Here is a 14,120-nt window from a genome sequence, read left to right on the forward strand (position 1 = left end):
CTTAAAAATAGAAAATATCAAAGAAATTAGCTATTTATTCATACTAATCAAAAACTCTTCGTTTGATCTTGTTCCACGCATTTGTGTCAACAGGAACTCCATTGCTTCCGTAGAATTCATATCGGCTAAGTGATTACGTAATACCCACATACGTTGCAAGATATCGCGATCTACAAGTAGGTCGTCACGACGCGTACTGGAAGCTGTCAAATCGATGGCTGGGAAAATACGTTTGTTAGCCAGCTTACGGTCAAGCTGAAGCTCCATATTACCCGTACCTTTAAATTCTTCGAAAATCACATCGTCCATTTTTGAACCTGTATCTGTCAAAGCGGTTGCCAATATCGTCAATGACCCGCCTTTCTCGATATTACGTGCCGCTCCGAAGAAACGTTTTGGTCTGTGTAACGCATTAGCATCTACCCCACCCGATAGGATTTTCCCAGATGCTGGAGCAACTGTGTTATACGCCCGAGCCAAACGCGTAATGGAGTCTAATAGAATAACGACATCATGTCCGCACTCGACCATTCGCTTTGCCTTCTCCAACACAATATTAGCAATCTTCACATGACGATCTGCAGGCTCATCAAAAGTAGAAGAAATCACTTCAGCACGTACATTTCTTGCCATATCGGTCACCTCCTCTGGACGTTCGTCAATCAGTAAGATAATAAGGTAAACCTCTGGATGATTCTTTGCAATCGCATTAGCGACTTCTTTCAATAGATTTGTTTTACCAGTTTTAGGTTGCGCCACAATCAATCCACGTTGACCTTTACCGATAGGTGTAAACAAGTCCATAATACGTGTCGAATGGTTACCTGCTCCTAAGTCTAGGTTTAGTTTCTCGTCTGGAAACAAAGGAGTCAGGTAATCAAATGGTACCCGATCCCGAATTTCCGCAGGGTTTTGACCGTTGATAGATTCTACTCGAACCAACGGAAAATATTTTTCCCCTTCTTTTGGTGGACGAATAGAACCACGCACATTGTCACCTGTTTTCAATCCAAATAATTTAATTTGGGATTGAGAAACATAAATATCATCCGGAGATGTTAAATAGTTATAATCCGATGAGCGTAAGAAACCGTAGCCATCCGGCATAATTTCCAACACGCCTTCATTAACGATAACATTGTCAAAATCTGTTGGAAGTACCGGAGATGAAGTTTCTGTTTTAGGAACGGAAGTAGATTCTTTTTCTCTTGTTACGTTGGTTTCGGATTCTGCTTCAGTTGACGAAACGTCATCTGTTTTTGAAAAATCAGCTGGTGATGTCCGTTTGGTTATCGCCACAGGCTCCGTTTTTAATGTTCTGACTCGCTTTCTCGTTCTTTCCGCAGCAGAGCTTTCGACCGCTTTCTCTTCTTGATCTTCTTCTTCGATAGATCGCTTCGCTATAACCTTAATACGATCAATCAATTCTTGTTTGCGCAGTTTATCGGCATCAGTGATGCCTAATACTTTTGCAATCTCGCGTAACTCTGACACGAGTTTGGTGTTTAGTGCATTAATATCCATTAACTTTTTACTATGAGATATAGGATTTTACTTTTTTTGAATTTATCCAAATTATACTTTTAGCAAATGCTGTTTTTAGATGTGCTAAAAATATGATAGGGGTGTATAACTAAACTATTTTAATTAATAATGTAAGCTATTTGCCCCCTCTTCAGGATAAATCTGAGAATTGGCACAAAAATAACATAACATTTGTATATTCAAAGAAAATTTTGTTAAATATTTTTTTGAAGCTGTTCGTTTTTAACGAACCGGGGATACTAAGATTCCCGAACAACCACTACTATAACGTTCATAACCCAAAATTATTTTAACAGCTAGATGAAAAAGAGATTTTCCTAAATACCCTAAAACATATTGTACAAAATACACTAAGCTTCAAAAAAATCATGACATAAAAAAAACCGCCTTAACAAGGCCTTAAAGGGCATTTTTTCTAAAAAAAGGTTCTCTTTTTTTATTAATGGCTTATTTTTTAATATTTAAAATTCTTGTTTTTGAACAGAAACCCGTATTTTCGGGCAAGTATTAGCAAAAAATTAAAGAATAAATTAGCAACAAAAACATAACACAATAAAACCAAATCTATAATGATAATCATTGCGGACGGAGGATCGACAAAAACAAACTGGTGTTTGTTAGATGACTCAAACAAAAAGATATACTTCAACACGGAGGGCTATAACCCCTATTTTGTCGACAGTGAGTATATTGTTAATTCGTTAAAAAAAGGATTACCCAGCGATTTGCCTTTCGAAAAGATTACCGAAGTAAATTATTACGGAGCCGGAGTACATAACGAAGAGAAAGCTACAATCGTAGAAGTGGCTATGCAAAAGGTATTTCCGAATGCCAAAGTAGAAGTTGGTCACGACTTGCTTGCCGCCGCACGCGCATTGTTGGCAGATCAACCTGGTTTTGCCGCAATTTTAGGAACGGGTACAAATACTTGTATTTATGATGGCGAGAAGATTACCCATAACATTGATTCTGCTGCATATATATTAGGTGATGAAGGAAGTGGTAGCTATATCGGAAAGAAATTGTTAGCAGACTTTATCCGTGGATTAATGCCAGAAGCGGTAGAAAAATTGTTTTTTGAAACATATAAATTGACTCCTGATGAAATCATGGACAACGTTTATACAAAACCGCTAGCTAACCGGTTCTGTGCTAGCTTCAGTAAATTTGTATACGATAACAACGTTAATATGGAGTATACACGCAGTATAGTGACAGAAGCCTTTGATACATTCTTTAAGAACCTCGTAAGCAAATACCCCGATTATCAAAAACATACTTTTAATTGTATTGGTTCTGTAGCCTATAATTTCCGCAATGTTTTAGAAGAGACAGCGACGCGTTACGGAATGAAAGTGGGCAAAATTATACGCTCACCAATAGATGATTTAGTAGTTTTCCACATCAATAGAGCAAAAAACTAATATATTTTTTTTTGAGGTGAGTATCTATCTGTCAGACGGAAGATACTCACCTCTACTTTTTATAATGCGACCGATTCGCCGATCTTCGGCAGATACAATCGCAATCCATTTGCTTCAAATTTCTGCTTAGCTTCTTCCGTATTAATACGAATAGGCGGAAAGGTATCATAATGAACCCCGATAATATTTTTACAATTCACAAATTGCGCAGCTTTAATCGCATCGTCAACGTCCATGGTATAGTGTCCGCCGATAGGCAGAAATGCCCAATCCAACGCTAAATCTTCCAATAGTTTCATCTCCAGTGTCAACGCTGTATCTCCTGCAAAGTAAATTTTCTTATCGTCCACAAAAAACACGTATCCTACAGGTACTCCTGCATAATCGCCCTCGGGTGTACTGTTGGTGTGCAATGCGTAAACCATTTTTACCTTTCCGAAAGGCAAAGAAAGTGTTCCTCCAAAATTATATTCAATCACCTTTTCATCTGGCACGCCCTGTTTTCTTACCCACGCTGCCGTTTCTACAACTGCCGCCACGGTGGCGCCGCTATTCGATTGAATATTCTTCATGTCTGCGACATGATCTTGATGGCAGTGCGTTAAAAAAATATAATCAGGATTTAAAACGTTGACATCGATATCTTTTGCCAACGGATTATACGTAATAAAAGGATCTAATAAAATCTTGCTGCCATTAAAATCAAACACTACACACGACTGTCCGTAATAAGTAACTTCCATATATTTTCCTTTATATAAACTATAAGTCGGATGCAATACTATTTATTGCTACCGAACAAATTCCCTAAGCCACCAAGCCCACCAAGCAAATCTTGTGATACCACTTGCATCTCCGCTTGGCTAACATTTTCGGCTTGTTGCAAAGCTTTGTTCAATGCAACGACCAACAATTCTTCCAGCTCTTCTTTATCATGAAGTTGCTTAAGAAATTCGTCATCAATCGTAATTTCTCTTATTTCTTTACTAGCGGAAGCCACGACTCTCACTTTGCCTCCCTCTGTTTCTCCAAAAACAGAAATGCTATCTAAACGTTTTTTTACTTCTTCAGCCTTTTGCTGCGCTTGAAACAACTTGTCAAACATAATCTATTCCTTTATTTATGATGCAATTTACGAAACCTCTGACATAGGGGCAAAAAAGAACAAACAAAAACTTAACTTTGCAGTACTTATATGAGCGTAACATACATGCAAAATCTTAATTTTTACACCACATTACTCCAAAACACACAACAAACTGAGCCCAATATGGCTGAATATTTGGAAGAAGAGGTTAATATTCTCATACACAAACTCAAATTCATTTCCGAAGACCAACGACCCTCGGTTCTTATACTAACACAAATTGGCTTTCATCCGCTATTTAATGAACAGCTTGCGGATAGCATAGCTATTGCGGGCGGAAAGTTGCTTACGGAGAAATACGATAATCCCTCATTATTATTCATTGTTCAAGAAAACGATAAGCTCTATACAGCTGTTCCCGATCTTCTTCAAGATGAAATATTAAGCAGAACAGATGCCTTACAGTCAAATAACGTTTATATTATCCAAAAAAGAAATTTTGGAACGGAAAGCGTCGATTTTCTACACGACATCGAAATAAGCGCCGAGATTATACAGCCGAAATATTTTATTTATGGTCGAAAAGGAACTGATTGGGTTCAGTTTGATATAGCATAACAGAACGGGCAATATGCCCGTTCTTTTCTTTTATAACATAAATTTCTTACGCAGAATAGCATAAAGTTTCTCTACCGTTTGTGGTTTATCTGCCCAGTTATTTTTTAAGGCATAATTTGTCTGCAGAAAAGCATCTGCTTCCGCGAAAGTAGCATATCTGTTCAAAAGTTCAATTGCTTCGCTATATGCTAGGGAATATCCATTAAACAAATCCTTAATAAACAAGAGCTTATCATTCAAACTGATAGACGATTTAAGATCCACGATTTTATCCCTATCCCCTCCTGTCGATGCCGAAGATGTCGTGCCGGATACTGCCGCCATCGCTCCTGCTTTACGTTGTTGTTGAAGAATTTCATTCAATGTCAACGGACGTGCTGGTTTCGCTTCCTCAACTGCCGGTACATTTTGATTTTGCTCCAATACAATTTCCTTGGGTTCCTCTATAACTTCGTTGATAACAACCTCTGCCTTCGATTCTTCCTCAGGCTTTTGTTGAAACTTAATTTCTTCCTGCACCACGCCTTTCGACTCTTCTGCTACTTGATGAGGTTGTTCTCCTTTTTCAACAGGTGTTGATTCTATTTGTGAAGTCAATGGCTCCTCTTCATCAGCGGCGATATGTTCTGGGTTTTCTACTAACGGTGCCTCTTCCGCCTCAGACACAGGTTCTTCAACAACTTGCAACGGGTCTTCCTGCACTGCTTCTACAGCTTCCTCTTCTGGTCGCTGCACTTCTACCTTTGTTACTTCCTGAATCTCATCGTAAACAGGCTGCTTATCTGTTGCTCCCTCCAAGGCTACAGGAGGTGTAAATCCTTCCTCTACTTGTATAGACGCGGGTTCTCTTCCTATCGTTACGGTTAATTTTCGTAATACTTCGATATGGCTGGTTAAAAATTTAGCCTTTGCTTCCAATAATAACAAGGCTTCATCTGATTCTACTATATTTTTATCCGATAATGTTGTATAATCATCGTTAATCTCCACCAACAACTCTCCTATTTTTGAAAATATAGATTCCTTTGTATATGCCATTTTTATTTATTTATCTGCTTTAATGTCTTTTTCAACAATACATTCCTGCCCTCCATCGATAACAGAATACATTGATAGATACTTTGTTCTGATATAGAACACTCAAATTTAAGATATAATTTCGATATTAGCACAGATTATAGGGAAGAATAATTTAAAGAATCCCATGCTATTTTCCGAACATAATTTTATACAAAAGAATAGACAGGCAGGCAGTATCGAAGTCATTTGTGGCTCGATGTTTTCCGGTAAAACAGAAGAACTCATCCGGCGGATGAAAAGAGCGCAATTTGCTAAGTTACCCATCGAGATTTTTAAACCAGCAATAGACATTCGCTACGCTGATCAAGCGATTGTGTCGCACGATAGCAACAGTATTCCTTCCACATCGATCCCAAACTCCTCCGCAATTTTGCTATTAAGTGCAGAAACAAAGGTAGTTGGTATCGATGAAGCACAATTTTTCGACGATGAACTTCCCCACGTTTGTGTGCAGCTGGCCAATAAAGGTGTTCGTGTCATCGTCGCCGGATTGGATATGGATTACAAGGGGCTTCCTTTTGGACCGATTCCCGCCCTCATGGCTATGGCCGAACATGTTACGAAAGTACATGCTGTCTGTGTTCGATGTGGTGCACCCGCAACCTATTCCCACCGAATAGCAGCAAGTGAAAATCGCATACTTTTAGGTGAGAAAGACAGCTATGAGCCCCGTTGTCGCGCTTGTTATTTTGGTTTATCGGACAAACCTATAAATTGCTGACAATCGCTTTGTCCATCGGATTTGTACGAGAACGATAACGATGTGCCAACTTCCCCTCTTTATTGATTAAAAACTTCTCAAAATTCCAGTTGATATCCCCGGTAAAATCGGGATTTTCCTCCGTAGTCAAAAACTTAAACAGCGGATTGATATTTTCGCCTTTTACATTTATTTTTTCGGACAACAAAAAGGTAACCCCATAATTTCTCTCACAAAAATCTTGGATTTCCGCATTGCTGTCGAGTTCCTGTCCACCGAAGTTATCAGATGGAAAACCAAGGATAACCAAGTTATTACCGTACCGTTCGTGCAAAGCCTGTAAATCTTTATATTGCTTCGTGAAGCCACATTTTGAAGCGGTATTGACAATCAATATATTTTTACCTCTAAAATCCGACATCTTGACCTCTTTGCCATCAATTGACGTGAAACTGAAATCATAAATCGACGTTGCCGGCGACATCACTGAAGCCCACAACATTATGCTCGCTATTATATTCATTGTTATCTTTTTTTACACTTTACTTAATGATCAATTTCGTTTCTCTTTCAACAACAAAATGGAATAATTGTTCTATCGGATTACCTAAAATTGTACCAACACGGACACCCAGTACCTCACAGACTTCCCGTAATTGTAAATCAAAATAGTAGGCTATACGTCCGACAAAATTCACTTTATACTCCCAAAAGTCTGGATATGTAATCACGTGTGTGCGGATAAATTCGTCAAACCCATTTTTCAACAATGTGTCAATATAGGGGTGCAATCTATTTTCGGCCATGAATTCCACAAACGATGCCAAATAAGCATTTGGGCGGTCCTTCTGGTAAACATTCTTAATGACGATATCTTTATTAACACGATATTTCTCTGCAAATTTTTTACTAAGGTCTTTGGGCATCTTCTCGTAAAGAAAATCAACAATAAGCCTTTTCCCCAACCAAGCTCCCGATCCTTCATCGCCTAGCACATACCCTACTCCATGTACACTCGGATGCAATTCTTCACCGTCATAATAACCGATATCCGATCCCGTGCCTATCGTACAAACATACCCTTTACTATGTCCACAAGTAGCATAAGCGCACCCTAGCATATCGCTTTCAACAGAAATGAATGCCGTTGGAAAAATTTCTGTAAGCGCATTGGAAACAATCTCTCGTCTATCAGGTGTAACACACCCTGCTCCAAAAAAATAAACTTCATGAATCTCGCTAGCATAGGGCAATATTTCCGGCACCTCCTGCATCACACGGGCAATTTCTTTCTCATTTACAAAAAATGGATTCAATCCTTTTGTACGAAAAGATAAAGGAGCGCTATCTGGCAAATTAAGCATCCAATCAGAACTGGAAGAACCACTATCTGCAACTAAAATCATATATGATGTTTAAATTTACATTGTGCATTCCAAAGATAACAATTTTTCGTGTATAAAATACTTTTGAAGCTTGCTTCAATCTATGTAGCTTTGCGATAAAATCAACAGATTATGTCAGACCCTCGCATACGCTTTACCATTTCATTTACAGAACCTCAGGCACACTACGTAGAAATCGAAATGGACATCACTGATTTCACCGAAACAACGTTAGATATCGGGATGCCCGTGTGGACACCAGGATCCTATTTGATTCGCGAATATGAGCGCCATGTTGAGGTTGTCGAAGCTTTTGCAGGGACAGATCGTATCCATTGCATGAAGATTTCTAAAAATACATGGCGTATACAAGATCCACCCCTTCATACCAAAATACGATATCGGGTATACGGCTTCGAGATATCCGTGAGAACAAATATGATCAATGTAGATCGTGCATTTCTTAGTCCGTCGGCTACCTTTATGTATATAAAAAATCGTATCGACCTCTCCTGTACTGTACAAGTTATCCTTCCGGAAAAATGGCACCATATTTCAACAGGCTTGCCAAAAACAGCAAACGATGAGCACACTTTTTATGCTGAAAATTTTGATGTGTTGTACGACTCTCCTATCGAAATCGGAAATCAAGATATCTGGTATTTCGAAGCAGCAGGTGTCCAACATGAGTTCGCCATGGTCGGTAGTGGAAATTACGACAAGCAACAATTAACATCTGATATAACAAAAATCATAAAAGAAGAGACCGCTATATGGGGAGAAAATCCGAATATAAATTATGTTTTTATTACACACAACTATCAAACAGGGGGTGGTGGTCTGGAACACCTCAATTCTACCGTGTTGGGTGCTAGCCGAAATGCTTACCAAGTGCCTAATGCCTATAAAAACTTTCTGTGTCTCATCGCGCACGAATATTTTCATCTTTGGAATGTCAAAAGACTTCGACCGAAAGAGCTAGGTCCTTTCAACTATGATGAAGAGAACTATACTACAGGTCTTTGGATAATGGAGGGATTCACATCGTACTACGACAATCTCGTCATCCGGCGATGCGGCTTCTTCTCCGTACAAGAATACCTCGATATGCTCGCCAACGATTTCAACCAAGTGTACAATCGTCCGGGTTATCGCATCCAATCCGCAGCTTTAGCGAGTTTTGATGCCTGGATAAAACAGTATCGACCCGATGAAAATTCCGCAAATACGAGTATATCCTATTACAATAAAGGCGCCATGCTCGCTGTCGCATTAGATCTTTATATTCTCACGGAAACACAAGGTACAAAACGACTAGATGATGTGCTTCGAGCTGCCTATCGTTCTTTTTACAAACAAGAGAATAGGGGCTTCTATGAGAAAGAATTTCAGACGTTGGCAGAAAATGTAACCGGTGTAAATCTTTCTGCGATATTTGAAGCCGCACATAGTACGGAGGAACTTGACTACAATCTGTATTTCAATCGCGTGGGATACGAATTGATCGATTTAAATCGCGACAGACAAGAATTATCTTTGGGGATAAAAATAGCAACCCAAGACGGGCGAACATTCATTAAAAATGTAGAACGTGGCTCAGGTGCTTGGGATGCAGGTTTAAATGTGGACGATGAACTTATTGCCATCAACGGAAACAGATTAGATACCGCCGGCAAAGAACTGGAGTTTATACTACAAAATGGTCAAATAGACGAAATCGTTGACGTCCTGATTTCCAGAGACGGTTTAATACGTACTATCCATGCCCCAATTCGCCCCTCAACCAAACAGCAATGGTGTATTCGAGAAAAGCCAGAAGCAACATCTATAGAAAAGAAAATAGCGGAGATCTGGCTTTCCGTATCAAAATATCTGTAGAGACATCCATCTGATGTCTCTACAGCTAAAATTTATATCGAATCGTCAACCCAAACGGGTCAAACAGCCTAATACTGCTTTCCTGTAGAAACTCGAAATAGGGTTTAACGTCAACCGAAATAGATAATGGCGTCGTGGGGATGTTGTATTCTATCCCTATAATTCCGTCTATACTTAACGCCAATTCTGAACTAGGATTAGTTCGTTCTGTGTTGACCCATGTTTTACCATCCTCGTCCGTATGCTGGGTTTGTGTGACAATCTCCTTATATTTAAAACTACCTATACTTCCCCCAAAACCATAGAACCAAGTGAAATTTTCCGCTAACGGCCGATGATATTGATAAAGCCCACCTAAACGGAAACGTCTATATTTGGAATTGCTTTGTACGCTGAGGAGTCCCTCTACAGCCCGATCATCCGCCAACGTATAACGGTAACTAAAGCCGGTGGCACTTCCAAAACGTCCACCCACAGCATGCTGGCTATTCAATTGCGCCCATGATGTATCAAATGAAAATAAAACAATCCCTAATGTCAATAACAGCCAATTTGCTTTCTTCATGAATATTATACTAAGTTTTACGTAGATCAAAAGTAATACTTTATTTAAACGTTCAAAAGTTAAATTCTGTTATCATTCTATCATATATTTGTATCAATACTAACATTTTTATTGATAAAACGTTATATTAGTGTAGGAAAAACAGATTGTAAACCTCGTAACAGGAGCGATATATGAGTCAGCTAAATAGATTGTTTGATATTCTAGACGGATATACATCCGCAAACGCCAATACCTGTATGGTTGCGGGAAAAAAGGACGGTGAATGGCAGCTTTACCCTCGCGAGCGCTTTATAACACTCACCAACAATTTGAGCAAAGCGTTGCTTTCCAAAGGATTAAAAAAGGGTGATAAGGTGGCGTTGATGTCTGGAAACCGTCCTGAATGGAATATTGTAGACTTCGCTTGTAACCAACTTGGAATTGCTATCGTTCCACTGTATCCAACGCTATCGGCTCAGGACCTCTCTTATATCCTCCATAATGCAGAAGTAAAACTGCTCTTTGCGAGTAATGCTGAATTGACCCATAAAGCAGAACAAGCTATACAAGAACAACAATTGTCCATGGAAATATACACCTTCGACGATGTGCCGGGCAAACCATGTTACCAAGAGCTCATCGATCTGGGTGCACCACAAAATATGGACTTGCAACCTTATAAGGATGCTGTACAAGGCGATGATTTGCTTACACTCATTTATACTTCCGGCACAACCGGAAAACCGAAAGGCGTACTCCTGACACATAAAAACATTATCAGCAATGTAGTAGCTTGTCAACATCTGGTTCCAGAAGATATAACGAAGGCGCTGAGTTTTTTGCCGCTATGCCATATTTTTGAGCGGATGGTAGTTTACATCTACCTTTCCAAGGGCATCCAAATTCATTATGCAGAGAATCTTGATAATATCGTCGCCGATATCAACGATGTCAAACCTCAGATTTTTACAACGGTGCCTCGGGTGTTAGAAAAGGTGTATGATAAAATAATCGAAAAAGGGAAAGCGCTAACTGGCATAAAAAAAGCTTTGTTTTTTTGGGCAGTAGACCTTGGACATAAATATCAAGAACCTCCAAAAAACGGCTTCTTCTATAATCTGAAGCTGGCGATAGCACGTAAACTAATTTTCTCCAAATGGCGAGATGCCCTGGGTGGTAACATCAAATTAATTGTATCCGGTGGGGCTGCTCTTCAAGAACGATTGGGTCGCATTTTTTGGGCTGCGGACATTAAAGTATTAGAAGGTTATGGCTTAACAGAAACATCCCCCGTTATAGCCGTCAACTCTCCTGTTGATACCGACGTTAAATTTGGTACCGTAGGGCGGGTGTTGAAGAATCTGGACGTAAAAATTGCAGACGACGGAGAGATCCTTGTTAAGGGACCAAGCATTAGTCCCGGATACTATAAAAATGAAGAGGCTACCCGTGAGGTAATTGATGAAGAAGGTTATTTGCATACCGGCGACATTGGCGAGGTTACATCTGATGGTTTCCTCAAAATCACTGACCGAAAAAAAGAAATGTTTAAGACTGCAGGTGGCAAGTATGTCGCACCACAGGCAATAGAAAACAAACTAATGGAGTCTACCCTGATTGCACAAGTCATGGTCATTGGTGAAAATCAGCGTTTCCCTGCAGCACTAATTGTACCCGCTTTCGAGGAATTGGAAAAATGGTGCAAACATAAAAACATACCTTTTGTTTCGAAAGAAGAGGTCGTTAAGGATTCACGGGTCATCGAAAAATACCAGCGAGAAATTGACCGTTTGAATACTGGCTTTGGACAATGGGAAAAAGTGAAAAAGTTTGAGCTGCTTCCCACAGAATGGACCATCGACAACGGCGAACTAACACCTAAGCTGAGTCTGAAACGAAAAATTATTCTAAAAAATACGGAAGATATAATCAACCGACTATACGAACATTAAAAAATCACACGCATGGAAAAAGAAACGCTTTGGCAAAAACTAAAAGGATTTGGACTACTTTTATTCGACACAGTGAATGGTTTCCTCAATGACAAATGTTTTAAAAAAAGTGCTTCTTTAGCTTACTATACCGTATTTTCTATCGGTCCTTTGATTTTGATTCTAATTTGGGCACTGGGTTTCTTTTATGGTAGCCAGATGGAGGGACCAAACGGTGCTCGAGATGAAATTATGACGGAGCTAAATGAGCTGTTCGGCCCCGATATTGCTGGTATGCTCGACTCCGCCATCCAAAAAATATCGTTAGAGAGTAAAAATAGCATCGGTCTCTATATCGGTATCGGTACCCTTATTTTTTCTTCCACAACGATCTTCGTGGATATTCAAAACTCCATTAACGAAATTTGGCAAATCAAGGCAAAACCTAAAAAGGGCTGGCTTAAAGTCATAATAGATCGTCTTCTTTCTTTTTCTATGATTTTAGGTTTGGGATTTCTCCTCATGGTCTCTCTTATCCTTAGTAGTGTGATCGGACTGTTGATGGGCAAAGTGGGTGATTTTTTAAGTGAATATATTCCGAACATCAACCTGCAGATGATCGGCTTAATTAATACCGGCGTATCGTTTTTAATTATCGCGACCTTATTTGCTTGTGTCTTTGCTTTTCTTCCCGATGCGAAGACGCGCTTCCGAGATGTATTATGGGGCGCGATTTTCACGGCTTTACTCTTTCTATTGGGAAAATCGCTTATTTCCTGGTATTTATCTTCCAATGTTACCGCAAGCTCCTTTGGAGCAGCCGGTTCGATTATAATCTTGCTGAGCTTCGTCTATTATTCTGCGGCCATTTTGTATTTCGGAGCCGAGTTCACCAAACATTACGCCATTAAATACGGACGAGGCGTAAGACCTAATTCGTACGCAGTTCGCGTAGAAGTAAAAGAGGTGGAATAAAAACCACGAACTCGAAGGATGGAAAATGGTTATTCAACCGCCAGTTCTACATATACCGGGTAATGATCGGAGATATAATGTGTTTGTGCGTTCTTCAATACCGTGCTGGTTGTCACCCGCTTAGCTGCCACATCATTGCACCACAAAAAGTCTATACGTTTCGGGGTTCCTGACTGCGTCTGCTTGATGTTTCCGTTACCATCTTTGAAAGTAGGCATACTGCTAGCAAAATCTTTGTTCAACAATCTGTACGAATCCTTAAATCCAGCATCTTTGAGCTTGTTCAAAACAGAATAATCAATTTGCCCATTATTCAAATTACGGATATGAGCATGTTTTTCCTCACTTTTTTTCATTCCTTTCGCAAGGTTGTCTCCATAATGTTCGCGATCCGATTCCGCCATGGAATTAAAATCACCCATGATCAATATCGGTTCATCAACTGGTATCTCAGCGGCCTGCGCAATAATGTTGGTCACCTCCTCCAAACGTTTTTGATAGCTGAAAGGTGAGAAATGAATAACAAAAATATGGATCCCATTCACTTTGGCGTAGATATAGGCGTGCCACATATTTTCCGTTACTTTCTTAAAGTTCACCATGGGCGTCTTCGATGTTAGCGCCACCGGAAATCCTGTTTCTTTTGATTGCAGTGCATACGGATGGTCATAATCCTTGGCAAGCTCTTCCAATGCTTTTTGAGTCCAGCCGTTCATTTCCTGCGTAGCAACGATATCGGGTTGCAAATCTTTAATCAGTTGCTTATATCGTTCGATATTCTCAACAGAATCCTTTTGCAAACCATACAGCACATTGTAGGATAAAATTTTAACTTTCTGTTGGGCTATCGTCGTCACATTTATACAAGCAACGAAAAAAACGGTTAATAAAAAAATTGGAAGTCTATTTTGCATAGTAAGTTTAAGTTGATCTCTTATTTACAATAATAC

At 39.5% G+C, this 14,120-nt stretch carries 14 protein-coding genes; 6 read left to right on the forward strand and 8 right to left on the reverse strand.

Going from position 1 to position 14,120, the window contains the following annotated elements; genetic code table 11:
- Window positions 1–30: 30 nt before the first annotated feature.
- Window positions 31–1,524, reverse strand: a complete 1,494-nt coding sequence (gene rho, locus FXV77_RS16320) for a transcription termination factor Rho (RefSeq protein ID WP_148920307.1) — start codon at window positions 1,522–1,524, stop codon at window positions 31–33.
- Window positions 1,525–2,114: 590 nt separating this feature from the next.
- Here rho and FXV77_RS16325 point away from each other — a divergent pair.
- Entirely contained in the window at window positions 2,115–2,969 is an 855-nt protein-coding gene (locus FXV77_RS16325; RefSeq protein WP_148920308.1) for an N-acetylglucosamine kinase, read from the forward strand.
- Between the two features lie 59 nt (window positions 2,970–3,028).
- Here FXV77_RS16325 and FXV77_RS16330 read toward each other — a convergent pair whose 3' ends face one another.
- Both FXV77_RS16330 and FXV77_RS16335 read right to left on the reverse strand, forming a co-directional pair.
- Entirely contained in the window at window positions 3,029–3,712 is a 684-nt protein-coding gene (locus FXV77_RS16330) for a metal-dependent hydrolase (RefSeq protein ID WP_148920309.1), read from the reverse strand.
- Window positions 3,713–3,750: 38 nt separating this feature from the next.
- Complete coding sequence (locus FXV77_RS16335; RefSeq protein ID WP_148920310.1) at window positions 3,751–4,074, reverse strand: YbaB/EbfC family nucleoid-associated protein; 324 nt, start codon at window positions 4,072–4,074, stop codon at window positions 3,751–3,753.
- 165 nt (window positions 4,075–4,239) lie between these two features.
- On the opposite strand from FXV77_RS16335, the gene FXV77_RS16340 reads away from it, so the two are divergent.
- The gene (locus tag FXV77_RS16340; protein WP_148920311.1) at window positions 4,240–4,674 is read left to right on the forward strand and encodes an ABC transporter substrate-binding protein; all 435 of its coding nucleotides are present in this window, start codon (window positions 4,240–4,242) and stop codon (window positions 4,672–4,674) included.
- Window positions 4,675–4,704: 30 nt separating this feature from the next.
- Here FXV77_RS16340 and FXV77_RS16345 read toward each other — a convergent pair whose 3' ends face one another.
- Window positions 4,705–5,712: a hypothetical protein gene (locus FXV77_RS16345; RefSeq protein ID WP_148920312.1), complete on the reverse strand. Its 1,008-nt coding sequence runs from the start codon at window positions 5,710–5,712 to the stop codon at window positions 4,705–4,707.
- Window positions 5,713–5,878: 166 nt separating this feature from the next.
- Between FXV77_RS16345 and FXV77_RS16350 the strand changes: the two genes are divergently transcribed.
- The gene (locus FXV77_RS16350; RefSeq protein ID WP_148920313.1) at window positions 5,879–6,475 is read left to right on the forward strand and encodes a thymidine kinase; all 597 of its coding nucleotides are present in this window, start codon (window positions 5,879–5,881) and stop codon (window positions 6,473–6,475) included.
- Here the strand turns inward: FXV77_RS16350 and FXV77_RS16355 are convergent.
- Both FXV77_RS16355 and FXV77_RS16360 read right to left on the reverse strand, forming a co-directional pair.
- The gene (locus FXV77_RS16355) at window positions 6,462–6,977 is read right to left on the reverse strand and encodes a glutathione peroxidase (protein ID WP_148920314.1); all 516 of its coding nucleotides are present in this window, start codon (window positions 6,975–6,977) and stop codon (window positions 6,462–6,464) included. The genes FXV77_RS16350 and FXV77_RS16355 overlap by 14 nt on opposite strands.
- 19 nt (window positions 6,978–6,996) lie before the next feature.
- The gene (locus FXV77_RS16360; protein WP_148920315.1) at window positions 6,997–7,860 is read right to left on the reverse strand and encodes an N-acetylglucosamine kinase; all 864 of its coding nucleotides are present in this window, start codon (window positions 7,858–7,860) and stop codon (window positions 6,997–6,999) included.
- A gap of 111 nt (window positions 7,861–7,971) precedes the next feature.
- Between FXV77_RS16360 and FXV77_RS16365 the strand changes: the two genes are divergently transcribed.
- Window positions 7,972–9,717, forward strand: coding sequence for a M61 family metallopeptidase (locus FXV77_RS16365; RefSeq protein WP_148920316.1), 1,746 nt, complete (start codon window positions 7,972–7,974; stop codon window positions 9,715–9,717).
- Window positions 9,718–9,742: 25 nt separating this feature from the next.
- Here the strand turns inward: FXV77_RS16365 and FXV77_RS16370 are convergent, their stop codons facing one another.
- Window positions 9,743–10,282, reverse strand: coding sequence for a hypothetical protein (locus tag FXV77_RS16370; protein WP_148920317.1), 540 nt, complete (start codon window positions 10,280–10,282; stop codon window positions 9,743–9,745).
- Window positions 10,283–10,455: 173 nt separating this feature from the next.
- Between FXV77_RS16370 and FXV77_RS16375 the strand changes: the two genes are divergently transcribed.
- Both FXV77_RS16375 and FXV77_RS16380 read left to right on the forward strand, forming a co-directional pair.
- Entirely contained in the window at window positions 10,456–12,216 is a 1,761-nt protein-coding gene (locus FXV77_RS16375) for an AMP-dependent synthetase/ligase (protein WP_148920318.1), read from the forward strand.
- A 12-nt stretch (window positions 12,217–12,228) separates the two neighbouring features.
- Window positions 12,229–13,170 (forward strand): YihY/virulence factor BrkB family protein, encoded by a 942-nt coding sequence (locus FXV77_RS16380; RefSeq protein WP_148920319.1) that lies wholly within the window; start codon window positions 12,229–12,231, stop codon window positions 13,168–13,170.
- Window positions 13,171–13,199: 29 nt separating this feature from the next.
- On the opposite strand, the gene FXV77_RS16385 is transcribed toward FXV77_RS16380, so the two are convergent.
- A complete protein-coding gene (locus tag FXV77_RS16385) occupies window positions 13,200–14,027 on the reverse strand; it encodes an endonuclease/exonuclease/phosphatase family protein (RefSeq protein ID WP_187444162.1) in 828 nt (275 codons plus the stop codon).
- Window positions 14,028–14,120: the final 93 nt, after the last annotated feature.

Source organism: Sphingobacterium phlebotomi (genome assembly GCF_008180195.1).
Taxonomy (GTDB): Bacteria; Bacteroidota; Bacteroidia; order Sphingobacteriales; family Sphingobacteriaceae; genus Sphingobacterium; species Sphingobacterium phlebotomi.

Coding starts and splice junctions, on each gene's coding strand:
- rho (WP_148920307.1), bottom strand. CDS start 1,524: ATGGATATTAATGCACTAAACACCAAACTCGTGTCAGAGTTACGCGAG.
- FXV77_RS16325 (WP_148920308.1), top strand. CDS start 2,115: ATGATAATCATTGCGGACGGAGGATCGACAAAAACAAACTGGTGTTTG.
- FXV77_RS16330 (WP_148920309.1), bottom strand. CDS start 3,712: ATGGAAGTTACTTATTACGGACAGTCGTGTGTAGTGTTTGATTTTAAT.
- FXV77_RS16335 (WP_148920310.1), bottom strand. CDS start 4,074: ATGTTTGACAAGTTGTTTCAAGCGCAGCAAAAGGCTGAAGAAGTAAAA.
- FXV77_RS16340 (WP_148920311.1), top strand. CDS start 4,240: ATGGCTGAATATTTGGAAGAAGAGGTTAATATTCTCATACACAAACTC.
- FXV77_RS16345 (WP_148920312.1), bottom strand. CDS start 5,712: ATGGCATATACAAAGGAATCTATATTTTCAAAAATAGGAGAGTTGTTG.
- FXV77_RS16350 (WP_148920313.1), top strand. CDS start 5,879: ATGCTATTTTCCGAACATAATTTTATACAAAAGAATAGACAGGCAGGC.
- FXV77_RS16355 (WP_148920314.1), bottom strand. CDS start 6,977: ATGAATATAATAGCGAGCATAATGTTGTGGGCTTCAGTGATGTCGCCG.
- FXV77_RS16360 (WP_148920315.1), bottom strand. CDS start 7,860: ATGATTTTAGTTGCAGATAGTGGTTCTTCCAGTTCTGATTGGATGCTT.
- FXV77_RS16365 (WP_148920316.1), top strand. CDS start 7,972: ATGTCAGACCCTCGCATACGCTTTACCATTTCATTTACAGAACCTCAG.
- FXV77_RS16370 (WP_148920317.1), bottom strand. CDS start 10,282: ATGAAGAAAGCAAATTGGCTGTTATTGACATTAGGGATTGTTTTATTT.
- FXV77_RS16375 (WP_148920318.1), top strand. CDS start 10,456: ATGAGTCAGCTAAATAGATTGTTTGATATTCTAGACGGATATACATCC.
- FXV77_RS16380 (WP_148920319.1), top strand. CDS start 12,229: ATGGAAAAAGAAACGCTTTGGCAAAAACTAAAAGGATTTGGACTACTT.